The following is a 23,261-nucleotide window of genomic DNA, read 5'->3' on the forward strand; positions in this document are numbered from 1 at the left end:
AAATCAGGAAGTCTTTTTCAGACCATCCTTATAGGCTCTAGAACAGGTCGATGGGATCTACGTCCAATGACCAGCGTACTGCGCGGCCGCTGGGCATCTGTTCCAGGGCGTGCATCCAGGTGTTGAGCAGGCGGTGCAGCGGCGCGCGGGCGTTGGCTTGCACCAGCAACTGCGCGCGGTAACGACCGGCACGGCGCTCCATCGGTGCGGGGACCGGGCCGAGTAGTTCGATGCCGCTGAGTTTCAGCTCGTTCAGCAACAGCTCGGCTTCCGTGCAGGCGTCGTCGAGAAAGCCTTCGGCCTGGCCGGGTTTGTGCGCTTCGGCGCGCAGCAGGGCCAGGTGGCAGAATGGCGGCAGGCCGGCGCTGCGGCGCTCGCTCAGGGCCTGTTCGGCGAAGGCGAAGTAGCCCTGCTCGGTCAGCTGCACCAATAAAGGATGGTCGGCCAGGTGGCTCTGGATAATCACCTTGCCCGGTTCCTCGGCGCGGCCGGCGCGCCCGGCCACCTGCACAATCAGCTGAGCCATGCGCTCGCTGGCACGGAAGTCGGCGGAAAACAGACCGCCATCGGCATCGAGAATCGCCACCAGGGTCACGCGGGGGAAGTGGTGACCCTTGGCGAGCATCTGTGTGCCGACCAGGATGCACGGCTCGCCGCGCTGCACGGTGTTGAACAGGGTGGTCATGGCCTCCTTGCGCGAGGTGCTGTCGCGGTCGACGCGCAAGACCGGCACGTCGGGGAAGAGAATCTCCAGGCGTTCTTCGGCGCGCTCGGTGCCGGCGCCGACCGGGCGTAGGTCGACGTTATTGCACTTCGGGCAGTTGCTCGGCTGGCGCTCGACGTGGCCGCAGTGGTGGCAGCGCAGCTCGCGTGAGCGCTGGTGCACGGTCATCCGCGCGTCGCAGCGCGGACACTCGGATAGCCAGCCGCAGTCGTGGCAGAGCAGGGTCGGGGCAAAGCCGCGGCGGTTGAGGAACACCAGCACCTGCTGGCCGGCCTGCAGGGTTTGGGCGATCGCCTGTTGCATGGGGCCGGAGATGCCAGAATCCAGCGGTCGGCTTTTCACATCCAGGCGCAGAAAGCGCGGCTGCTTGGCGCCGCCGGCGCGTTCATGCAGATGCAGCAGGGCGTAACGGCCGTTGTGGGCGTTGTGCAGGCTTTCCAGCGAGGGCGTGGCCGAGCCCAGCACGATCGGGATGTTTTCCTGATGCGCGCGCACCACCGCCAGGTCGCGGGCGTGGTAGCGCAGGCCTTCCTGTTGTTTATAGGAGGCGTCGTGTTCCTCGTCGATAATGATCAGCCCCGGCCGCTGCATCGGGGTGAACAGTGCCGAGCGGGTGCCGATGATGATGTCGGCCTCGCCATCACGCGCCGCCAGCCAGGCGTCCAGGCGTTCGCGGTCATTGACCGCCGAGTGCAGCAGGGCAATGCGGGCGTTGAAGCGTTGCTCGAAGCGCGCCAAGGTCTGCGGCCCAAGGTTGATCTCCGGGATCAGCACCAGGGCCTGCTTGCCGGCCTCCAGGGTTTCGCGAATCAGCTGCAGGTACACCTCGGTCTTGCCGCTGCCGGTCACCCCGGCGAGAAGAAAAGCGTTGAAACTGCCGAAACCTGAGCGGATCGTTTCGCTGGCCGTGCGCTGTTCGGCATTCAGTGGCAGTTCCGGCTGCGCCAGCCAGTTGGCGTGGCGCTCGCTTGGCGCATGGCGGCGCACGTCAATCTGCACCAGGCCCTTTTCCAGCAGCAGGTCGAGGCTGTCCTTGTTCAGCTGCAGTTTGCTCAGCAGTGCATGGGCAACGCCGTGGGGGTGCTGGGCCAGGGTTTTCAGGGCGTCGCGCTGGCGCGGTGCGCGGCTCAGGCGTGGATCGTCCAGTTGTGCGCCGGGTGTGACCGACCAGAAGCGCTGCTGGCGCACTTCCGCCGGCTCGCCCTGGCGCAGCAGTACCGGCAGCGCCCAGCTCAGGGTGTCGCCCAGGCTGTGCTGGTAATACTGCGCGGTCCACAGGCACAGCTTGAACAGTGCGGGCGGCAGTGGCGACTGGGCGTCAAGCAACTGCAGGGCGGGCTTGAGTTTGTCGGCCGGCACGTCGCTGTGCTCGGTCAGCTCGATCAGGATGCCGATCATTTCGCGTCGGCCAAACGGCACGCGCAGTCGCGCGCCGGGTTGCAAGGCGCTGCGCGGCACACCGGGCGGGGCGCGGTAGTCGAACAGGCGGCGCAGCGGCGAGGGCAAGGCGAGGCGCAAAATAACGTCGGGCAAACGATAGGCTCCTGGTTGCAGGGCGCGATCTTAGCATGCGGCCAGTCGACGGCCGGCCTTGCGTCGCGGCGGTGCTCTGGTATTATCGCCGGCCTATTTCCGTGCGGTACCTGACAATAGTGTCTGGTGGCGGCACGACAGCCCTGAGGAATCATCATGAAAGCCGATATCCACCCGAACTATGTAGCCGTCACCGCCACTTGCAGCTGTGGCAACGTGATCGAAACTCGCTCCACCCTGGCCAAGCCACTGAGCCTGGACGTGTGCAACGAGTGCCACCCGTTCTACACCGGCAAGCAGAAAATGCTGGATACCGGCGGCCGTGTTGATCGCTTCAAGCAGCGTTTCGGCATGTTCGGCGCCAAGCAGTAAGCTTGCGCGCAGCGATGCAGACCCGCATGGGTTGCACCGCGCTACTGAAAAAGGCGTCCCTTGTGGGCGCCTTTTTCGTTTTCGGCGTTTATGCCGGCGGTGCTCTGGCGTTCTGTCCGACACCGGGCAACTTGCCCAGCGCCAAGGTGCAGCGGGTGGTGGACGGCGACACTCTGCGTCTGGTCGATGGCCGCACAGTGCGTTTGATCGGCTTGAATAGCCCGGAGATGGGCCGGCAGGGGCGTTCCGCCGAGCCTTTTGCCGAGGCAGCGCGCAAGCGCCTGCAGGCGCTGGTAGCGGCCAGTTATGACCGGGTGACCTTGCAGCTTGGTCGGCAGGCCAAGGACCACTACGGGCGTACCCTGGCGCATGCCTATGACAGCCGTGGCCGCAATCTGGAGGCGCAGTTGCTGGCCGAAGGCTTGGGCTATCAGGTGGCGGTTGCGCCTAATCTGGCGCTGGTGCAGTGCCAGCAAGCCGCCGAACAGTTGAAAAGCGGCGGCTTTGCTCTGCTGCAAGGCCAGGTTGAACGTGTCGAGCGCAATGGCGGCGGCCTGTGGCTGGAAATGGGCGATTCGCTGGTGCTGCATATCGCTCCCCGGGGGTTGAGCAATTTTGATCTGCGTGCTGTCGAAAACCTTGAAGGTCGCCAGGTCGAGGTTCGCGGCTGGGTCATCGACCGTTCCAGGCGTGGCGGCTTGCGTGCGGGGCAGGCGCGCTGGATGCTGCCATTGACCGATCAGGCCATGTTGGAGGTGTTGCCATGATCCTGCGCGTACTGATGCTGTTTGTCCTGCTGATGCAGCTGGCAGGTTGTGCGGTCAATCCGGCTACCGGTCGCAGTGACTTCGTGATGATGAGCGAGCAACAGGATCTCGACCTCGGCCGTCGTTACAACCAGCAGATCCTCAAGGAAAATCCGCGTTACGCCGACGAAAAGTTGCAGGCTTATGTGCAGCAGATCGGTGAGCGGGTGGCGAAGAACAGCCACCGTAACCAGTTGGCCTATCAGTTCACCGTGGTCGATAGCCCGGACATCAACGCCTTTGCCTTGCCGGGCGGCTATATCTATATCCATCGCGGGCTGCTGGCCTATCTCAGCTCGGAAGCCGAACTGGCCGCAGTGCTTGGTCACGAGGTGGGCCACGTCACCGCGCGGCACAGCGTGCAGCAGCAAAGCCAGTCCACTGCCTGGGGCTTGCTCGGCCAGGCCGTGGCGGTTGGCACTGGCGTGGGTGCCGCTGCCGATGTCACCAGCGTACTGGGTAGCGCTTTTGTCCGTGGCTATGGCCGCGATATGGAGCTGGAGGCTGATGGCCTCGGCGCGCAGTACCTGGCGCGAAGCGGCTATGACCCGCAGGCGATGATTGAAGTGGTCAAGGTGCTGAAGAGTCAGGAAAACTTTGCCCGTGACCAGGCTGCCGCGCGCGGTGAGGCGCAGCCTGCGGGTGGTTACCACGGGCTGTTTGATACCCATCCGGATAACGATCGGCGCTTGCAGCAGGTGCTGGGGCCGGCGCGGGCCTTGGCTACCGGGCAGCAGGAGGTCAATCGCGATGCTTTTCTCAAGCACCTGGACGGTTTGCCCTTTGGCGATTCCGCCGAAACCGGTGTGCGTCGCGGCCAGCGGTTCTACCATGCTGATCTGAACTTTACTCTTGTGTTTCCCCAAGGCTGGGATCTGGTCAACCGCCCAGATGCGCTGATCGGTCATACCGCCGACCAGCAGGCATTTATCGCGATGACCCTGGAAGACAATCCGCAAAATCTGACGCCGGCTGAGCTGTTGCGCCAGCGCGTCGGCGGTCAGAGGTTGGTGGCTGGCGTCGAGTTGCAGCAGGCCGGCCTCAAGGGCTATAGCGCGGTGCTTCCAGGCAATGCCGCCAAGCGCGTGGCGGTTATTCAGCATGGCCCACGGCTTTACCTGTTTGTCGCTGCGGTGCGTGGTCGCGCCTCGCTGGAAAGCCAGGATGAGCAGTTTCTCCGCGTGATCAAAAGCTTTCGGCCGATGACCCGTGCCGAGTACCAGCAGGCGCAGCCGCTGCGTTTGCAGATGGTCAAGGCCAAGCCGGGACAAACCATCGAGGCGCTGGCCAAGGGCAGCAAGTTGCCGGGGGATGCGCTGAAGACCCTGCGCCTGCTGAATAACCTTTACCCGTCAGGTCAGCCGCGTGCTGGCGACTGGCTGAAGGTCGTGCGCTAGGGCCTGCGTGCGCATACGGACTTGCCAGTCTTGTGCAGCTGTATACAACTTGCGTATCCTCGGCCGCCTGCCTGTTCAACAGCCCAAAGCGGAAATGCCAACATGTCTGATTTGAAAACAGCCGCTCTCGAATATCACGCCAATCCCCGTCCGGGTAAGCTGAGTGTCGAGCTAACCAAGCCCACCGCAACCGCACGCGATCTGTCCCTGGCCTACAGCCCGGGCGTCGCTGAGCCTGTGCGCGAAATCGCGCGTGATCCGGAACTGGCGTACCGCTACACCGGCAAAGGCAATCTGGTGGCAGTCATTTCTGACGGTACCGCTATTCTCGGTCTCGGCGATCTCGGCCCGCTGGCTTCCAAGCCTGTGATGGAAGGTAAAGGCGTGCTGTTCAAGCGCTTTGCTGGTATCGACGTATTCGACATCGAAGTCGAGTCCGAAAGCCCGCAGGCCTTTATCGACACCGTACGTCGTATCTCGATCACCTTTGGTGGCATCAACCTGGAAGACATCAAGGCCCCTGAGTGCTTTGAAATTGAACGCACGCTGATCGAACAGTGCGACATTCCGGTGTTCCACGATGACCAGCACGGCACCGCTATCGTCACCGCGGCTGGCATGCTCAACGCCTTGGAAATCGCCGGCAAGACTCTGCCAGATGCCAAGATCGTCTGCCTGGGTGCTGGTGCTGCCGCAATCTCCTGCATGAAGCTGCTGGTGAGCATGGGCGCCAAGGTCGAGAACATCTTTATGATCGACCGCAAAGGCGTGATCCACGCCGGTCGTGATGACCTCAATCAGTACAAGGCGGTATTTGCCAGCGAAACCGATAAGCGCACCCTGTCTGATGCCCTGGAGGGTGCTGATGTATTCGTCGGTCTGTCGGGTGCCAACCTGTTGGCCCCTGAAGACCTCAAGCGTATGGCGGCTAATCCGATCGTGTTCGCCTGCTCCAACCCGGATCCGGAAATCAAGCCAGAACTGGCTCATGAAGTACGTAACGACGTGATCATGGCCACCGGTCGTTCCGACTACCCGAACCAGGTCAACAACGTGCTGGGCTTCCCGTTCATCTTCCGTGGTGCGCTGGACGTTCGCGCGACCCGCATCAACGAAGAAATGAAGATCGCTGCTGCCCTGGCTCTGCGTGACCTGGCCAAACTGCCGGTGCCGCAGGAAGTCTGTGATGCCTACGGCGGCATTGCCTTGTCGTTCGGTCGCGAGTACATCATTCCGAAGCCGATGGATCCACGCCTGATCACTGTGGTTTGCGATGCCGTGGCCAAGGCCGCAATTGAAAGCGGTGTGGCGACTCTGCCGTATCCGAAGCATTACCCGCTGCAGTCGGTCAACGACGTGTTCAACGGCTAATCGCTTAGCTCAAGAGCAATAAAAAACCCGCTTTGGCGGGTTTTTTATTGGGGCAATTTCCTGCTTGTAAGGCCGCCGCTATGGGCGGCGAGTTAGCTAGAACAGGTCGATGGGCGCCAATTCGTCGGCGGGCAGCGGGCTGCCAGGGATATACATGCCAGGTTCAAACTCGCCCATGGGGGGCGGCGAATCCTCACTCTTGAACAGCTCGAAATAAGCTTCTGGTGTATCCGGTGTGGCCGCGCGGCCGCTGTGTGGATCGATGCGCAGGGTCAGCAGACCTTCGGGCTCTGCCAGAAGATGGCTGGGCTTGTCCTTTAGAGCAGCGGCCATATAGCTCATCCAGATTGGCAGAGCCACTGTGCCGCCATACTCGTTGCGTCCAAGGCTTTCCGGCTGGTCGAAGCCGGCCCAGACGGTGGTGATGTAGTCGGCGTTGTAACCGGAGAACCAGCTGTCTTTCGACTCGTTGGTGGTGCCGGTTTTGCCTGCCAGGTCATCACGACCCAGGGCCATGGCACGGCGGCCAGTACCGCGCTTGATTACGTCCTGGAGCATGCTGGTCATGATGTACGCGGTGCGCTCATCGATGATCTGCTCGGCCAGCACCGGCTCAGGTGGCAGGGGCTGGTCGCCGACACTGAGTTGCACGGCGCTGCTCTGCTCTGCGCGCAGGGCAATGCCGGTTGGGGGTTGTGCGGGGTTGGCGTTGAACAGCTGTTTGCCGGTGCGGTCCTCAATCCGTTCAATCAGGTAAGGCTCGGTCTTGTAGCCGCCGCTGGCGAATACACTCCAGCCTTCGGCGATTTCCATTGGTGTCAGGCTCGCCGTGCCTAGTGCCAAAGACAGATTGGGCGGCAGGTCTTTCTTTTCAAAACCAAAGCGCTCGATATAGCTCAGTGTGCCGTCGATACCGAGGTCCTGCAGCAGGCGAATGGAAACCAGGTTGCGTGAACGGTACAAGGCCTCGCGCAGGCGGATCGGTCCGAGGAAGGTGTTGTTGTCATTCTTCGGCCGCCATACCTGCGACAGCGCATCGTCGGCAAACACGATCGGCGCGTCATTGACCAATGTGGCGGCGGTATAGCCTTTATCCAACGCAGCACTGTAAACGAAGGGCTTGAAGCTTGAGCCCGGCTGACGTTTGGCTTGTGCGGCGCGGTTGTAGTTGCTCTGCTCAAATGAGAAACCGCCGACCAGGGCGCGAATGGCGCCGCTATTCGGATCCAGCGATACCAGAGCGCTCTGCGCCGCGGGCAGTTGAACGAAGCGCAGGCTGCCGTCTTCCTGGCGTTGCACGCGGATCAGGTCGCCAATCTGGCTGACGTCAGCGGGTTGCTGTGGCCGTGGGCCGAGACTGTTGGTGTTCAGAAATGGCCGTGCCCATTTCATGCTGTCCCAGGCCACTGCATGCTCTTCACCGTTGCGCAGCAGGACCATGATTCCGCTTTTTTCCACGCCAGTGACAATGGCTGGTTCCAAGCCGCCGAGAGCGGTTTGCTTGCTCAGTTCGGCTTGCCAGTTTTCCTTGGTCATACCTGGTAGGCGGCTTTCCGGGCCGCGATAGCCGTGGCGCTGATCGTAGGTAATCAGGCCTTCGCGTACGGCAGTGTTGGCCGCCAGCTGCAGGTCGCTGGGCACTGTGGTGGTGACGTTAAAGCCTTCGGTGTACGCCTCGCTGCCATAGCGCCCAACCATCTCGGCGCGCGCCATCTCAGCAATATAGGGAGCTACCAGTTCAGGCGTTGGAACGTGGTAACTGACGTTGATCGGCTCGGCCAGGGCTTCTTCATAACGCTGCTGGTCGATACGGCCAAGGCTGTGCATGCGCCCGAGAATCCAGTCGCGGCGTTCCAGAGCGCGGGTCGGGTTGACCAGCGGGTTGAAGCGCGAAGGCGCTTTCGGCAGGCCGGCAATCATCGCCATTTGCGAAAGGCTGACGTCACGAATGGATTTGCCGTAATAAACCTGCGCGGCCGCTTCAATACCGTAAGCGCGATTTCCGAGGTAAATCTTGTTCACATAAAGTTCAAGAATCTCGTTCTTACTGAGCTCCCGTTCAATTTGCAGAGCCAGAAGTATCTCGTTGATCTTGCGCGAGAAACTTCTCTCGCTGGTAAGGAAGAAGTTCTTCGCGACCTGCATGGTAATGGTGCTGCCGCCCGTTTGAATCTGCCCGCTTTTCAAGATTTGCGTTGCAGCGCGCATCAGGCTGGTAAGGTCGACGCCATAATGATTGGCAAAATTGTCGTCCTCAGCTGCCAGCAAGGCGCTGATGAAGTCTTGGGGGATGTCCGCGAAGGCGATTGGCGAGCGGCGCATTTCACCGAATTCGGCAATCAGCTTGGCGTCGCTACTGTAAACACGCAGAGGAATCTGCAGTTGAATACTGCGCAAAGATTCGACGGATGGGAGGCTGGGGCTAAGATAGAGGAAGGCCCCGCTGAAACTGAGTACCAGGCCACAAAAAGCGGTGAGGCCAGACCAGCAGAAAAAACGCAAAAGACGCATCAAGATTTTTGGATTTCCAGATATAAAGAACGAGTTAAGCGGGACACAAGGTTAAAAGAGAAAAACTGATCACATTATAAGCGGTTTTTTTGCTGGGTAGCCATTTGCGCTTCTGTCAAGACTGTTATTTAATGTGAAAAAACATAAATAGTCCGTAAGTCGCGGATGCCAATAGGAAATCGGTCGTGCTAGGGCTCTTCAATAAGAAAGCGAATACGCTACTCGGGATCGATATCAGTTCGACCTCCGTCAAGCTCCTCGAATTGAGCCGCTCCGGAAGCCGCTACAAGGTAGAGGCTTACGCAGTCGAGCCGCTCCCACCAAATGCGGTGGTCGAAAAGAACATCGCCGAACTGGAAGGGGTGGGTCAGGCGCTTTCGCGCGTACTTGCTAAAGCCAAAAGCGGCGTGAAAACCGTTGCAGTGGCGGTGGCAGGCTCGGCAGTGATTACCAAGACCATCGAAATGGAAGCTGGGCTTTCCGATGATGAGCTTGAAAATCAGCTGAAGATCGAAGCCGACCAGTACATTCCCTATCCGCTGGAAGAAGTCGCAATCGACTTTGAGGTGCAAGGCGCATCACCGCGCAATGCCGATCGCGTTGAAGTGCTGCTTGCAGCGTGCCGCAAGGAAAACGTCGAAGTGCGCGAAGCGGCGTTGGCGCTGGCCGGTTTAACCGCCAAGGTTGTCGACGTTGAAGCCTATGCCCTTGAGCGTGCATACGGTCTGTTGATCGAGCAGCTTGGCGGTGGTCGCGATGAGCTGACAGTTGCCATTGTCGATATCGGTGCCACCATGACCACGCTGAGCGTGTTGCGCAATGGTCGCACTATCTATACCCGTGAGCAGCTGTTTGGCGGTAAGCAACTCACCGAAGAAATTCAGCGTCGTTATGGTCTGTCTGTTGAAGAAGCTGGGCTGGCCAAGAAGCAAGGCGGCTTGCCGGACGACTATGACAGTGAGGTGTTGCAGCCATTCAAAGAGGCTGTAGTTCAGCAGGTGGCTCGTTCGCTACAGTTCTTCTTCGCTGCTGGTCAGTTCAATGATGTTGACTACATCTTGCTGGCTGGCGGCACCGCGTCGATTCCCGATCTTGATCGTTTGATTCAGCAAAAAATAGGCACCCAGACATTGGTCGCCAATCCATTCGCTGAAATGGCGCTGAGTGGCAAGGTCAACGCAGGTGCGCTCGCCGGTGATGCGCCTGCCTTGATGATTGCCTGTGGGCTGGCGATGAGGAGTTTCGACTAATGGCGCGGATTAACCTTCTACCCTGGCGCGAGCAGCTGCGCGAAGAGCGCAAGCAGCGATTTTTAGTAACGCTTGCGGGGGTTTTTGTTGTTGCTGCAGGCGCTGTATTTCTCGGGGATCAGTATCTCAATGGTGCAATTGAGCAGCAGGATGCCCGGAATGAGTTCGTCCGTAAGGAAATTGCTGTTCTGGATGCTCGGATTAAAGAAATCAGTGAATTGAAAACCCGTCGCCAACAACTTCTTGAACGGATGAAAATTATTCAGGATTTGCAAGGTAACCGGCCGGTCATTGGTCGTGTCTTTGATCAGTTAGTTAGAACATTGCCTGATGGTGTTTATTTTACTGGCGTAAAAATGACCGCAAAAAATATCGCTATTGTTGGCGCTGCTGAGTCGAACAATCGTGTTTCGAACCTGATGCGGAATTTAGACGCATCGGAATGGCTGACTGCGCCAAATCTTACTGAGGTTAAGTCTGTGACGGCGGGTGCGGTTGATCAGGCTAATGTGTTTCAGCTAAGTGTGCAGCAGACACAGCCGGTGCTTGCGGTAGAGGGGGCTAAGCAATGAGTCTTAATGATTCTTTAGAAAGCCTGAGGCAAATTGATTTAAATGATCTTGATTTTAATAATGTTGGTTCTTGGCCGGCAGCGGTAAAGTTTATTTCGGGTGTTTTGCTGCTGCTTGCAGTTGTTGCATTGGGTTACAATTTTCACCTTAAGGATCTGCAGATTCAGTTAGATGGGAAAAAGGCTGAAGAAATTGCCCTAAAAGAACAGTTTTCAAGTAAGGCTTTTCAGGCTGCAAACCTTGATGCCTACAAAGATCAAATGCAAGAAATGGAGGTTTCATTTGGCGCGCTTTTGAAGCAGCTACCAAGTGATACTGAAGTCCCTGGGCTGCTGGAGGACATAACGAGGACGGGGCTTGGTAGTGGCTTGGAGTTTGAAGGGATTAAGTTGTTGCCTGAGGCTGCTCAGCAGTTTTATATAGAGCTGCCTATTCAAATAACTGTTGTGGGGGCATACCATGATTTGGCTACCTTTGTCAGTGGTGTTGCAAGCCTTCCACGAATTGTTACGTTACATGACTTTGATCTTGTGCCGGCTAGTGCTGATGGTTCGTCTAAGTTGCGCATGAGCATATTGGCCAAAACTTATCGTTACAATGATAAGGGGGGCGCACAATGATGTTCTTCAGGTCTGTACTTGTGCTTTCAATTTTGGCTGTCTCCGGGTGCGGCGGTGGTGATTTTTCAGATATCCAAACGTATATGGATGAGGTGCGTGCGCGTCCTAAAGGTGAAGTTGAACCGTTGCCAAAATTTCAACCTTATGAAAGCTTTGCGTATAGCGCTGCTGCGTTGAGAAGTCCATTTCAACCTCCAGTCAAGTTGGAGATGGTGGATCGGCAGAAAGGTTCTAAAGACATAAAGCCCGATGAAACACGCACTAAGCAATTTCTTGAAGGTTTCAATATAGAAGCCTTTGTAATGGTCGGCACCTTGGCTAATGATGCTGGCACTTTTGCGTTGGTGAGTGGTGCTGGGGGGTTCATCGGGTTCGGGTGGGTGATTATCTCGGCCGAAACCATGGGCGAATACTTGCTATAGATGAATCTAAAATTGATGTAATCGAAATCGTTCCGGATGGTGAGGGCGGTTGGTTAGAACGGCCGCGTAGCCTGTCTCTAAAGGAGCGCTCTTAACTAGGGCGGAATGAATATGAAAAAGAATAACCGATCTGCTCAGTGGAATATGATTATGAACATATCCCCTTCTTTTATTGGTCTCCCTCTTCTTGCCGCGCTTCTTTCTCCGTCGTTGATGGCTGCTGATTTAATGGCGCTTGATGTTGCGGCTTTGCCGGGGGATCGCGTTGAGTTGAAGTTGACTTTTGATGAGCCTGTGCTTGCCCCTCGTGGTTATACAATCGAGCAGCCTGCACGTATTGCGCTTGACTTGCCTGGTGTTTCGAGCAAGTTAGGTGTGAAAAATAAAGAGCTCGGTGTTGGTAGCGCTCGTAGTGTCACCGTGGTTGAGGCGAAAGATCGTACTCGGCTTGTAATTAACCTATCGAGTCTTTCTCCGTACCACGCTCGCGCAGAGGGCAACAGTCTCTTTGTTGTGGTGGGCGAGAGCTCTAAAATTCAGGCTGCGGCGACCGGTTCTGCTGCTAAGCCCGTTGTTTCCGCGAAGAAATACTCTCCACAAGTGAGGGGAATTAACAATATAGATTTTCAGCGTGGCGAGCAGGGCGAGGGGAATGTGGTTATAACCTTGTCTGATGCGTCCATAAGTCCTGATATACAAGATCAAGGTGGTAAAATTCGCTTAGATTTTGCCAAGACACAGTTGCCGGAGTCTCTTCGTGTGAAGCTTGACGTGAGGGACTTTGCTACTCCAGTACATTATGTAAGTACTACTAGTACGTCTGATAAGGTTACTGTTGTCATTGAATCGTCTGGTGTTTATGACTACTTGGCATACCAGACGGATAATAAGTTAACTTTAAGTGTTAAGCCGTTGACTCAGTCTGAGGCTGAGAAGCGTAAAGCCGACAGCTTTGCTTATGCCGGTGAGAAACTTTCCCTTAACTTTCAAGATGTCGATGTTCGATCAGTTTTGCAGTTAATTGCGGATTTCACCGACTTGAACTTGGTTGCTAGTGATACTGTTACTGGAAATATTACACTTCGGTTGCAGAATGTTCCGTGGGATCAGGCTTTGGATCTTGTCCTAAAAACGAAAGGTTTAGATAAGCGGAAAATAGGTAACGTGCTTCTTGTAGCTCCTGCGGATGAAATAGCTGCGCGTGAGAGGCAGGAGCTTGAATCGCAAAAGCAAATTGCTGAGCTGGCGCCTTTGCGTCGTGAGCTGATTCAGGTGAATTATGCCAAGGCATCCGATATGGCAAAGCTTTTTCAGTCCGTAACAAGTGCAGATGGCACTGCGGATGATCGCGGATCCATAACGGTTGATGATAGAACTAACAGCATTATTGCCTATCAAACACAAGCCCGTTTAGATGAGCTCCGTCGTATAGTTTCCCAGTTGGATGTCGCTGTTCGTCAGGTAATGATTGAGGCAAGAATTGTTGAGGCGAACGTTGATTACGATAAGGCCCTTGGTGTTAATTGGCGTGGTGCGCGCGTAGGTAACAGTAATTTTGTGGTTGGCGGTAGTGGTGGTAATCGCGTTGGTGCTCCTGGCTATGGTCAGAACCCAGGCGTTCAGAATCCTGCGCCATCTCTTGGTAATTTTGTGGACCTTGGCGTTGAAGGTGCTAGTTCTGGGATTGGCATTGGCTTTATAACAGATAATACTATTTTGGATCTTGAGCTCTCTGCCATGGAAAAAACTGGTAACGGTGAAATCGTCTCTCAGCCTAAAGTGGTGACTTCTGACAAGGAAACGGCCAAGATTCTAAAAGGCTCAGAGATTCCTTATCAAGAGGCTAGTTCTAGTGGCGCCAGTACTACATCTTTCAAAGAGGCAGCGCTTTCACTGGAGGTTACGCCTCAGATTACGCCTGACAATCGTATAATTATGGAAGTAAAAGTAACAAAAGATGCGCCTAATTTTGATCGGGCGCTAAACGGAGTCCCGCCCATAGATAAGAATGAGGTGAATGCGAAGGTTTTGGTTAGTGATGGTGAGACCATTGTTATTGGTGGTGTTTTCTCTAATACGCAGGCAAAGTCTGTAGATAAAGTTCCTTTCTTGGGTGAGTTGCCTTATTTGGGCAGGTTGTTCAGGCGCGATACTGTTAAAGAGCAAAAGTCTGAACTACTTGTTTTCCTGACGCCGCGCATCATGAACAATCAAGCCGTTGCGGTGAGTCGTTGATTCAGTGCGGAACTTGATCCTTGTAGGTCCGATGGGCGCTGGTAAAAGCACCATCGGACGCTTGCTTGCTAAAGAGTTACGGTTGCCGTTCAAAGACTCTGATAAAGAGATTGAGCAGCGCACGGGCGCGGATATTCCCTGGATCTTTGATGTTGAAGGCGAGCAGGGTTTTCGTGAGCGCGAGCAGGCGGTAATTGCAGAGCTTTGTGATGTTGACGGTATGGTCTTGGCAACCGGTGGTGGGGCGGTAATGCGCGCCGAAAATCGTGTTGCGCTAAGGCGTGGCGGTCATGTGGTCTACTTACATGCTTCTGTGGAGCAGCAGGTGGATCGCACTTCGCGTGATCGCAATCGACCGCTGTTGCGTTCGGCGGATCCGGGTAAGGTTCTAGCTGAGTTATTGGCGGTTCGTGATCCGCTTTACCGTGAAATCGCCGACGTTGTGGTTGAAACCGACGAGCGTCCGCCTCGTCTGGTTGTGCAAGAGATTCTTGAGCGTCTTGAGGCGCTTTCTCCCCGTTAAAGCGCAGGCTGAACTGCGCTATCCTAGGCCCCTTTGTAACCTGGGGGCTTTATGCAGACTCTAAATGTCGATCTTGGTGAACGCAGCTACCCGATCTATATCGGTGCCGAGCTGTTGGCTCGTGCGGATTTGTTGGCTACCCATATAGTGGGCCGGCAAGTCGCGATAGTGACCAACGAGACAGTTGCCCCCCTTTATCTTGCTGCGCTTGAGCGTTCGCTCGCGGGTTATTCCATTACCTCCGTAGTTTTGCCCGATGGTGAGAGTTATAAAACCTGGGAAACCCTGCAGCTGGTTTTTGATGGGTTGCTGGGTGCGCGGCATGATCGGCGCACGACTGTCATCGCTTTGGGTGGCGGTGTAATTGGTGATATGGCGGGGTTTGCCGCGTCGTGTTACCAGCGCGGTGTGAATTTTATCCAGGTGCCAACCACGCTGTTGTCGCAGGTTGACTCATCGGTCGGCGGCAAGACCGGGATCAACCATCCGTTGGGTAAGAATATGGTCGGTGCCTTCTACCAGCCGCAAGCCGTGTTGATCGATACCGCTACGCTGGCCACTTTGCCTGCGCGTGAGTTATCTGCTGGTTTGGCTGAGGTGATCAAGTACGGTCTGATCTGTGACGAGCTGTTCCTGTCCTGGCTCGAAGAGAATATGCCTGCGCTGCGTGCGCTTGATCAGGCTGCATTGACGACGGCAATTGCCCGCTCCTGTGCGGCCAAGGCTCGGGTGGTGGCGGCGGATGAGCGTGAGTCTGGCGTGCGGGCAACCCTGAACCTGGGTCATACCTTTGGCCATGCCATCGAAACGCACATGGGCTACGGTGTTTGGCTGCATGGCGAGGCTGTTGCAGCCGGTACGGTGATGGCGCTGGATATGTCTGAGCGGTTGGGCTGGATTAGCGCGGCCGAGCGTGAGCGTGCCGTTAGGTTGTTTATTGCTGCGGGCTTACCGGTTGCTCCACCTGAGGAAATGACACCTGAAGACTTTATGGAGCATATGGCGGTCGACAAGAAAGTGCTTGATGGCAAGCTGCGCCTTGTGTTGCTGCGCAGCTTGGGTGAGGCGGTTGTAACCGGTGATTTTCCCCGGGAAATTTTGAATGCCGCGCTGAGCGCAGACTATGCGGTGCAGCTGGCTCAGCTTAAAAATTAACGAGTGTCCCATGACAAGTCTGCATGCTGATGAGGCGTTTCTCGATCATTACCACTTCACTCATGACCCCTTTGCTGCGCGGGTACCGGGGTTCAAGTTTTTTCCAGCGCAGCGTAAGCCGGTACTTGGTCAGTTGCACCATTTGGCGCGCTATAGCCAGTTGTTGCTGGTGGTCAGTGGGCCGGATGGCAGTGGTAAAACCTTGCTGCGCCAGGCGTTGGTAGCCAGTACCAATAAACAGGCAGTGCAGAGTGTTGTTGTTTCCGCCAAGGGCGCTTCGGATCCGGCGAGTATTTTGCGTCAAGTCGCGCAGGGGCTGCAGGTGCAGCGGCCAGAGTTGCCGGCCATTCTGGCGCAGGTTGGGCAATTAGCGCTGACCGGGCAGGAAGTCTATGTGCTGGTTGATGATGCTGAGGATCTCAGTGATGCGGCGTTGAGCAGCTTGCTGAGTCTGGCGGTTGGCAGTACGGAAGGGCGTCCGCATGTTTTTCTGTTTGCTGATTCGCAGTTGCTGCCGCGTCTCGAACGTGTGGCGGCTGGCGATGAGTGCTTTCATGTCATCGAGTTGCAGCCTTATAGCGAGGATGAGACGCGCGAATATCTGGCTCAGCGTCTTGAGGGGGCGGGGCAGGCTATTGAGGTGCTGAGCGATGACCAGATTGCAGATATTCATGAGCAATCTTTCGGCTGGCCGGGCGTAATCAATCAGGTTGCGCGCGAGTCGCTGGTTGAGGCGATGTTGGCGCAGCGCGGTGCGGCGAGCCGTGGCAGTTTTTCTTTCAGTTTACCGCGCAAGCATTTGCTGGCTCTCTGTGTGGTGGCGATCGGAGTGTTGGCTGCCTGGTTTATGCAGGGGCGAGTGGTTGAGGATGTAGGTGTGCCGGTGATTGCGCAGTTGCCACTCGGTGAAACTCCTCCGCCTGCTGTGGTTGTGGAGCCGGGCGCGCCGAGTGCTTCTGCGGTTGCACCATCGATTCAGTTTGAGGGTGCCAATCAGCCGCTCCCGCTGCCTTTGGTAGGTGAGGCGCAGCCGGTTATCCGTGAACCTTTGGCGCAGGCGGCAGGTTTGAGTGACGCGGAAAAGGCTGACGCTGCGAGTGCGTCAAGTGCTGCGGATATCGCGCCTGAGGCGGCTGTATCGACGAGTGTTCCGGTGGCGCCTATGGTGTCTGAACCAGTTAAGGTAGCACCTGTGGTTGCTCCGCCTGCTGCGCCGGTGGTCAAGCCGGTTGCGCCAGTGACGGCTGCTGTGCCGCCGACAATTAAGCCGCAAGCTCCGGTCGCTGCGGTCAAGCCCGCTGCTGGTGGTGATTGGTATGCCGCGCAGGCGGGTTCGCGTTATACCCTGCAGATCCTTGGGGCTCGGTTGGAAAGTGGTGCGCAGGCTTTTGTAAAAGCCAATGGCGCGGATTACCACTATTTCAAAAAGCAGCATCAGGGCAAGCCGCTCTATGTGGTTACCTATGGCAGCTTTGCCACGCGTGATGCGGCGCAGGCTGCCTTGCGTACCCTGCCTGCAAAAGTGCAGGCTGGTAAGCCGTGGCCGCGCAACTTTGCTGGCATTCAGCAAGAGATTGCTCAGGCGCGCTAGCTGATTCCCTTCAGCGCTTGCGCTGACCGGTCGGTCGCTACCACGACCTCCCGGTCTTATCCTTCGTTTTAGCGACATATTTTTTCAAGGCTTCGTCACTAAGATTTGTGACGGCCTAGGTGGGTATGTACAATGACTGCCCTTTCGCCTGCGCAAAGCTGGGGGTTTAGTCCTGCGCGCATGGTAAGTGGTTGAATTAGAAAGTAATTGCCTTGTGATAGGCCGTCTGGTGAGAGTCCCTATGAAAGCAGGTTTGTACCGTCCTGATGAGTTCAAGGATAACTGCGGCTTCGGCCTTATCGCCCATATGCAGGGTGAGGCTAGCCATCACCTGCTGCAGACCGCGATTGAAGCCCTGACATGCATGACCCACCGTGGCGGGATCAACGCCGACGGTAAGACCGGTGACGGTTGCGGTCTGCTGATCCAGAAGCCTGATGCTTTCCTACGGGCCATGGCCCAGCAGCACTTTGCCGTCGAGTTGCCCAAGCAGTACGCCGTTGGCATGGTGTTCCTCAACCAGGACCCGGTTAAAGCCGAAGCGGCCCGCGAAAACATGAATCGCGAGATTCTCGCTGCCGGCCTGAGCCTGGTTGGCTGGCGCAAAGTGCCAATCGACAGCAGCGTGCTCGGTCGCCTGGCGCTTGAGCGTCTGCCGCAGATCGAGCAGGTGTTTATCGGCGGTGAAGGCCTGTCCGATCAGGAATTTGCCATCAAGCTGTTCAGCGCTCGTCGCCGTTCCTCGGTGGCCAACGCCGCTGACAGCGATCACTACATCTGCAGCTTTTCGCACAAGACCATCATCTACAAAGGCCTGATGATGCCGGCCGACCTGCAGCAGTTCTACCCGGACCTGGGTGACGAGCGCCTGCAAACCGCCATTTGCGTGTTCCACCAGCGCTTCTCAACCAACACCCTGCCGAAGTGGCCGCTGGCTCAGCCGTTCCGCTTCCTCGCGCACAACGGTGAAATCAACACCATCACCGGTAACCGCAACTGGGCGCAGGCGCGTCGCCTGAAGTTCGCCAACGACCAGATCTTTGATCTCGAAGAGCTCGGCCCGCTGGTCAACCGCGTGGGTTCCGACTCCTCGAGCATGGACAACATGCTTGAGCTGATGGTCACCGGCGGCATCGACCTGTTCCGTGGCGTGCGGATGATCATTCCGCCAGCCTGGCAGAACGTCGAAACCATGGACGCCGACCTGCGCGCGTTCTACGAATACAACTCCATGCACATGGAGCCTTGGGATGGTCCGGCCGGTGTGGTACTCACCGATGGCCGCCATGCCGTGTGCCTGCTCGACCGTAACGGTCTGCGTCCGGCGCGCTGGGTCACTACCAAGAATGGTTACATCACCCTGGCCTCGGAAATCGGCGTGTGGAACTACGCACCCGAGGACGTGTTGGCCAAGGGCCGCGTCGGCCCGGGGCAGATTCTTGCGGTGGACACCGAAACCGGGCAGATCCTCGGCAGCGACGACATCGACAACCGTCTGAAGTCGCGTCATCCCTACAAGCAGTGGATGCGCAAGAGTGCCCAGCGCATTCAGGCGACCCTGGAAGACCGTGACCACGGTTCGGCGTTTTACGACGTCGACCAGCTCAAGCAGTACATGAAGATGTACCAGGTCACCTTCGAAGAGCGTGATCAGGTGCTGCGTCCGCTGGGCGAACAAGGCCAGGAAGCGGTCGGCTCCATGGGCGATGACACGCCAATGGCCGTGCTCAGCCAGCGCGTGCGCTCGCCGTACGACTATTTTCGCCAGCAGTTCGCTCAGGTCACCAATCCGCCGATCGACCCGCTGCGTGAAGCCATCGTCATGTCGCTGGAGATCTGCCTCGGTGCCGAGCGCAACATCTTCGAAGAGTCGCCTGAGCACGCCGCACGGGTGATTCTCAGCAGTCCGGTGATCTCGCCGGCCAAGTGGCGCGCCTTGATGAACCTGGATCGTCCGGGCTTCGAGCGTCAGCTGATCGACATGAACTACGATGAGTCGATTGGCCTGGAAGCCGCCGTGCGCAACATGGCCGATCAGGCTGAAGAAGCGGTGCGTGCCGGCAAGGTGCTGCTGGTTCTGTCTGACCGTCATATCGCCCCGGGCAAGCTGCCGGCTCACGCCTCGCTGGTCACTGGTGCGATTCACCACCGTCTGACCGAAAAAGGCCTGCGCTGCGACTGCAACATCCTGGTCGAGACCGCAACTGCCCGCGATCCGCATCACTATGCTGTGCTGCTCGGCTTCGGCGCGTCGGCGGTGTATCCGTTCCTCGCTTACGAAGTGCTGGGCGACCTGATCCGCACCGGCGAAGTGCTGGGCGATCTGTACGAAGTGTTCAAGCACTACCGCAAAGGCATCTCCAAGGGCCTGCTGAAGATCCTGTCGAAGATGGGCATCTCCACCGTGGCGTCCTACCGTGGTGCGCAGCTGTTTGAAGCGGTCGGCCTGGCCGATGACGTCACCGAGCTGTGCTTCCGTGGTGTGGCCAGCCGCATCAAGGGCGCGCGCTTCGTCGATATCGAAAACGAGCAGAAGCTGCTGGCGGCCGAAGCCTGGAACGCGCGCAAATCGATCCAGCAAGGTGGCCTGCTCAAGTTCGTCTACGGCGGTGAGTACCACGCCTACAACCCGGATGTGGTCAACACCCTGCAGGCGGCTGTGCAGCAGGGCAGCTACGAGAAATTCAAGGAATACACCACGCTGGTCGACACCCGTCCGGTGTCGATGCTGCGCGACCTGTTGCAACTGAAACTGGTCGATCAGCCATTGGCGCTGGATCAGGTTGAGCCGCTGGGCGAGATTCTCAAGCGCTTCGACTCGGCTGGTATCTCGCTGGGTGCATTGTCGCCGGAGGCTCACGAAGCGATTGCCGAGGCGATGAACCGCCTGGGCGCGCGCTCCAACTCCGGTGAGGGTGGTGAAGATCCCGCCCGTTACGGCACCGTGCGCAGCTCGAAGATCAAGCAGGTGGCCACTGGCCGTTTCGGCGTGACGCCGGAGTATCTGGTCAACGCCGAAGTGCTGCAGATCAAGGTGGCACAGGGCGCCAAGCCCGGTGAGGGCGGCCAGCTGCCGGGCGGTAAGGTCAACGGTCTGATCGCCAAACTGCGTTATGCAGTGCCGGGCGTGACCCTGATTTCGCCGCCGCCGCACCACGACATCTATTCCATCGAAGACCTGGCGCAGCTGATCTATGACCTCAAGCAGGTCAACCCGGCTGCACTGGTGTCGGTCAAGCTGGTGGCGGAAGCCGGTGTCGGCACCATCGCCGCCGGTGTGGCCAAGGCCTACGCCGACCTGATCACCATTTCCGGTTACGACGGTGGTACCGGCGCATCGCCGCTGACCTCAATCAAGTACGCCGGTGCGCCGTGGGAACTCGGCCTGGCCGAAACCCACCAGACCCTGCGCGGCAACGACCTGCGCGGCAAGGTACGGGTGCAGACCGACGGCGGCCTGAAGACCGGCCTGGACGTGATCAAGGCTGCCATCCTCGGCGCCGAAAGCTTCGGCTTCGGTACTGCGCCGATGATCGCTCTGGGCTGCAAATACCTGCGTATCTGTCACCTGAACAACTGCGCCACCGGCGTGGCCACGCAGAACGACAAGCTGCGCAAGGACCACTTCATCGGCACCGTCGAAATGGTGATGAACTTCTTCACCTACGTCGCCGAAGAAACCCGCGAGTGGTTGGCCAAGCTGGGCGTACGCAGCCTGGAAGAGTTGATCGGGCGTACCGATCTGCTGGAAATGCTGCCGGGCGAAACAGCTAAGCAGGGTCATCTGGATCTGACGCCGTTGCTCGGCAGCGACCACATTCCGGCGGACAAGCCGCAGTTTTGCCTGGTCGAGAAGAACCCGCCGTTCGACGAAGGTCTGCTGGCCGAGAAGATGGTCGAGTTGGCCAAACCGGCGATTGAGGCTGCCAGCGGTGCTGAAATTGATCTGGAAATCTGCAACTGCGACCGTTCCATTGGTGCCCGTGTTTCCGGCGAAATCGCCCGCAAACACGGCAACCAGGGCATGGCCAAGGCGCCGATCACCTTCCGCTTCAAGGGCACTGCGGGCCAGAGCTTCGGTGTGTGGAACGCCGGTGGTCTGAACCTGTATCTGGAAGGCGACGCCAACGACTACGTCGGCAAGGGCATGACCGGCGGCAAGCTGGTGATTACTCCGCCGCAAGGCAGCCCGTTCAAAGCCCAGGACAGCGCCATTATCGGCAACACCTGCCTGTACGGTGCCACCGGTGGCAAGCTGTTCGCAGCGGGTACTGCGGGCGAGCGTTTCGCCGTGCGTAACTCCGGTGCCCACACCGTAGTGGAAGGCACGGGCGACCATTGCTGCGAATACATGACCGGTGGTTTCGTCTGCGTGCTGGGCAAGACCGGCTACAACTTCGGCTCGGGCATGACCGGCGGTTTCGCCTACGTGCTCGACCTGGATAACAGTTTCTACGACCGCGTTAACCACGAGTTGGTGGAGATTCAGCGGATCAACAATGAGTCGATGGAGGCGTACCGTAGCCACCTGGGGCGCGTACTCACCGAGTACGTCCAGGAAACATCGAGTGAGTGGGGCATCAACCTGCTGGAAAACCTGGACGACTACCTGCGCAAGTTCTGGCTGGTCAAACCGAAGGCGGCAAGCCTGAAGTCGTTGCTCTCCAGCACCCGTGCCAACCCGCAATAAGAATGCGCCTGAAGTGGTTTGATGAGGTATTGCAATGACTGAACGTCTGAATAACGACTTCCAGTTCATCGAAGTCGGGCGCAAAGACCCGAAGAAGAAACTGTTGCGTCAGCGTAAGAAAGAGTTCGTCGAGATTTACGACAACTTCAAGCCTGCGCAAGCGGCCGACCAGGCACACCGTTGCCTGGGCTGCGGCAACCCCTATTGCGAATGGAAGTGCCCGGTGCACAACTTCATTCCCAACTGGCTCAAGCTGGTGTCCGAGGGCAACATCCTCGCCGCCGCTGAATTGTCGCACCAGACCAACACCCTGCCGGAAGTCTGCGGCCGCGTGTGTCCGCAGGACCGCCTGTGCGAGGGTGCCTGCACCCTGAATGACGGCTTCGGTGCGGTGACCATCGGTTCGGTGGAGAAGTACATCACCGATACGGCGTTCGCCATGGGCTGGCGCCCGGACATGTCGCGTGTGGTACCGACTTGCAAGCGCGTTGCCGTGATCGGTGCCGGTCCTGCTGGCCTGGGCTGCGCCGACGTCCTGGTGCGCAACGGCGTGACCCCGGTAGTGTTCGACAAGAACCCGGAAATCGGCGGTCTGCTGACCTTCGGCATCCCCGAGTTCAAGCTGGAGAAGAGCGTGCTGAGCAATCGCCGCGAAGTCTTCACCGGCATGGGCGTCGAGTTCCGCCTGAACACCGAAATCGGTACAGACATCACCATGCAGCAGCTGCTGGATGAGTACGATGCCGTGTTTATGGGCATGGGCACCTACACCTACATGAAGGGCGGCTTCCCCGGTGAAGACCTGCCAGGCGTTACCGATGCGCTGGATTTCCTGATCGCCAACGTCAACCGCAACCTCGGTTTCGAGAAGAACGCGGAAGACTTTATCGACATGAAGGGCAAGCGCATCGTCGTCCTCGGCGGCGGCGACACCGCGATGGACTGCAACCGTACCTCGATTCGCCAGGGCGCCAAGTCGGTCACCTGTGCCTATCGCCGCGACGAAGAAAACATGCCGGGCTCGCGCAAGGAAGTGAAGAACGCCAAGGAAGAAGGGGTGAAATTCCTCTTTAACCGTCAGCCCATCGCCATCGTTGGTGAAGACAAGGTTGAAGGCGTCAAGGTGGTCGAGACCCGTCTCGGCGAGCCGGATGCCCGTGGCCGTCGCAGCCCCGAGCCGATTCCGGGCTCCGAGGAAATCATCCCGGCGGAAGCCGTGCTGATCGCCTTCGGTTTCCGTCCAAGCCCAGCTGCGTGGTTCAGCGATTTCGAGATCGAAACCGACAGCCAGGGCCGCGTGGTCGCGCCAGAGCAGAGCCAGTTCAAGCACCAGACCAGCAACCCGAAGATCTTCGCCGGTGGCGATATGGTTCGCGGTTCCGATTTGGTGGTGACGGCGATCTTCGAAGGTCGCAATGCCGCCGAAGGCATTTTGGATTATCTCGGCGTCTAAGCTACTGCGCTGTACCTGTGGGAGTGGCTTTAGCCG

At 57.9% G+C, this 23,261-nt stretch carries 15 protein-coding genes and 1 pseudogene; 14 read left to right on the forward strand and 2 right to left on the reverse strand.

The annotated features are described in order from the left end of the window. Nucleotides 1-37: 37 nt before the first annotated feature. Nucleotides 38-2,257: a primosomal protein N' gene (locus tag BLW24_RS11380; RefSeq protein ID WP_090380545.1), complete on the reverse strand. Its 2,220-nt coding sequence runs from the start codon at nt 2,255-2,257 to the stop codon at nt 38-40. A gap of 156 nt (nt 2,258-2,413) precedes the next feature. On the opposite strand from BLW24_RS11380, the gene rpmE reads away from it, so the two are divergent. The 4 genes from rpmE to BLW24_RS11400 all read left to right on the forward strand — a co-directional run bounded on the left by rpmE (nt 2,414) and on the right by BLW24_RS11400 (nt 6,203). Then, nucleotides 2,414-2,629, forward strand: coding sequence for a 50S ribosomal protein L31 (rpmE, locus tag BLW24_RS11385; protein ID WP_090249983.1), 216 nt, complete (start codon nt 2,414-2,416; stop codon nt 2,627-2,629). Between the two features lie 26 nt (nt 2,630-2,655). Then, nucleotides 2,656-3,396 carry a thermonuclease family protein gene (locus BLW24_RS11390; protein ID WP_090387705.1) on the forward strand — a complete coding sequence of 247 codons (741 nt, stop codon included), beginning with the start codon at nt 2,656-2,658 and terminating at the stop codon, nt 3,394-3,396. Continuing rightward, nucleotides 3,393-4,832 carry a M48 family metalloprotease gene (locus BLW24_RS11395; protein WP_090380549.1) on the forward strand — a complete coding sequence of 480 codons (1,440 nt, stop codon included), beginning with the start codon at nt 3,393-3,395 and terminating at the stop codon, nt 4,830-4,832. Before BLW24_RS11390 ends, BLW24_RS11395 begins: the two co-directional genes overlap by 4 nt. A gap of 102 nt (nt 4,833-4,934) precedes the next feature. Beyond that, complete coding sequence (locus BLW24_RS11400; RefSeq protein ID WP_090380552.1) at nt 4,935-6,203, forward strand: malic enzyme-like NAD(P)-binding protein; 1,269 nt, start codon at nt 4,935-4,937, stop codon at nt 6,201-6,203. 96 nt (nt 6,204-6,299) lie between these two features. On the opposite strand, the gene BLW24_RS11405 is transcribed toward BLW24_RS11400, so the two are convergent. Then, nucleotides 6,300-8,714: a penicillin-binding protein 1A gene (locus tag BLW24_RS11405; RefSeq protein WP_420874988.1), complete on the reverse strand. Its 2,415-nt coding sequence runs from the start codon at nt 8,712-8,714 to the stop codon at nt 6,300-6,302. Between the two features lie 185 nt (nt 8,715-8,899). Here BLW24_RS11405 and BLW24_RS11410 point away from each other — a divergent pair, with 185 nt between their 5' ends. The 10 genes and pseudogenes from BLW24_RS11410 (at nt 8,900) to BLW24_RS11455 (ending at nt 23,225) form a co-directional block, all read left to right on the forward strand. Further along, nucleotides 8,900-9,964, forward strand: a complete 1,065-nt coding sequence (locus BLW24_RS11410; RefSeq protein WP_090380558.1) for a pilus assembly protein PilM — start codon at nt 8,900-8,902, stop codon at nt 9,962-9,964. Further along, nucleotides 9,964-10,536 carry a type 4a pilus biogenesis protein PilN gene (gene pilN, locus BLW24_RS11415; RefSeq protein ID WP_090380561.1) on the forward strand — a complete coding sequence of 191 codons (573 nt, stop codon included), beginning with the start codon at nt 9,964-9,966 and terminating at the stop codon, nt 10,534-10,536. Before BLW24_RS11410 ends, pilN begins: the two co-directional genes overlap by 1 nt. Then, complete coding sequence (gene pilO / locus BLW24_RS11420; protein WP_090380564.1) at nt 10,533-11,156, forward strand: type 4a pilus biogenesis protein PilO; 624 nt, start codon at nt 10,533-10,535, stop codon at nt 11,154-11,156. The genes pilN and pilO overlap by 4 nt, the downstream gene beginning before the upstream one ends. Next, a pseudogene (gene pilP / locus BLW24_RS11425) lies at nt 11,153-11,673 on the forward strand (type 4a pilus biogenesis lipoprotein PilP). The gene pilO and the pseudogene pilP overlap by 4 nt, the downstream one beginning before the upstream one ends. A gap of 55 nt (nt 11,674-11,728) precedes the next feature. Beyond that, nucleotides 11,729-13,813, forward strand: a complete 2,085-nt coding sequence (locus BLW24_RS11430) for a type IV pilus secretin PilQ (RefSeq protein ID WP_090387706.1) — start codon at nt 11,729-11,731, stop codon at nt 13,811-13,813. A gap of 4 nt (nt 13,814-13,817) precedes the next feature. Next, nucleotides 13,818-14,336, forward strand: a complete 519-nt coding sequence (gene aroK, locus BLW24_RS11435; RefSeq protein ID WP_090380567.1) for a shikimate kinase AroK — start codon at nt 13,818-13,820, stop codon at nt 14,334-14,336. A gap of 51 nt (nt 14,337-14,387) precedes the next feature. Further along, the gene (gene aroB / locus BLW24_RS11440) at nt 14,388-15,491 is read left to right on the forward strand and encodes a 3-dehydroquinate synthase (RefSeq protein WP_090380570.1); all 1,104 of its coding nucleotides are present in this window, start codon (nt 14,388-14,390) and stop codon (nt 15,489-15,491) included. Between the two features lie 10 nt (nt 15,492-15,501). Further along, complete coding sequence (locus tag BLW24_RS11445; protein WP_090380573.1) at nt 15,502-17,082, forward strand: SPOR domain-containing protein; 1,581 nt, start codon at nt 15,502-15,504, stop codon at nt 17,080-17,082. Nucleotides 17,083-17,323: 241 nt separating this feature from the next. After that, nucleotides 17,324-21,772: a glutamate synthase large subunit gene (gltB, locus tag BLW24_RS11450; RefSeq protein ID WP_090380576.1), complete on the forward strand. Its 4,449-nt coding sequence runs from the start codon at nt 17,324-17,326 to the stop codon at nt 21,770-21,772. A 34-nt stretch (nt 21,773-21,806) separates the two neighbouring features. Beyond that, a complete protein-coding gene (locus BLW24_RS11455) occupies nt 21,807-23,225 on the forward strand; it encodes an FAD-dependent oxidoreductase (RefSeq protein WP_090380580.1) in 1,419 nt (472 codons plus the stop codon). Nucleotides 23,226-23,261 lie beyond the last annotated feature (36 nt).

The organism is Pseudomonas anguilliseptica, assembly GCF_900105355.1.
In the GTDB taxonomy this organism is placed as follows: domain Bacteria; phylum Pseudomonadota; class Gammaproteobacteria; order Pseudomonadales; family Pseudomonadaceae; genus Aquipseudomonas; species Aquipseudomonas anguilliseptica.

Bases quoted from the DNA above. Each gene is read 5' to 3' on its own strand.
- rpmE (WP_090249983.1), top strand. From the start codon at position 2,414: ATGAAAGCCGATATCCACCCGAACTATGTAGCCGTCACCGCCACTTGC.
- BLW24_RS11390 (WP_090387705.1), top strand. From the start codon at position 2,656: ATGGGTTGCACCGCGCTACTGAAAAAGGCGTCCCTTGTGGGCGCCTTT.
- BLW24_RS11395 (WP_090380549.1), top strand. From the start codon at position 3,393: ATGATCCTGCGCGTACTGATGCTGTTTGTCCTGCTGATGCAGCTGGCA.
- BLW24_RS11400 (WP_090380552.1), top strand. From the start codon at position 4,935: ATGTCTGATTTGAAAACAGCCGCTCTCGAATATCACGCCAATCCCCGT.
- BLW24_RS11405 (WP_420874988.1), bottom strand. From the start codon at position 8,714: ATGCGTCTTTTGCGTTTTTTCTGCTGGTCTGGCCTCACCGCTTTTTGT.
- pilN (WP_090380561.1), top strand. From the start codon at position 9,964: ATGGCGCGGATTAACCTTCTACCCTGGCGCGAGCAGCTGCGCGAAGAG.
- pilO (WP_090380564.1), top strand. From the start codon at position 10,533: ATGAGTCTTAATGATTCTTTAGAAAGCCTGAGGCAAATTGATTTAAAT.
- BLW24_RS11430 (WP_090387706.1), top strand. From the start codon at position 11,729: ATGAACATATCCCCTTCTTTTATTGGTCTCCCTCTTCTTGCCGCGCTT.
- aroB (WP_090380570.1), top strand. From the start codon at position 14,388: ATGCAGACTCTAAATGTCGATCTTGGTGAACGCAGCTACCCGATCTAT.
- BLW24_RS11445 (WP_090380573.1), top strand. From the start codon at position 15,502: ATGACAAGTCTGCATGCTGATGAGGCGTTTCTCGATCATTACCACTTC.
- gltB (WP_090380576.1), top strand. From the start codon at position 17,324: ATGAAAGCAGGTTTGTACCGTCCTGATGAGTTCAAGGATAACTGCGGC.
- BLW24_RS11455 (WP_090380580.1), top strand. From the start codon at position 21,807: ATGACTGAACGTCTGAATAACGACTTCCAGTTCATCGAAGTCGGGCGC.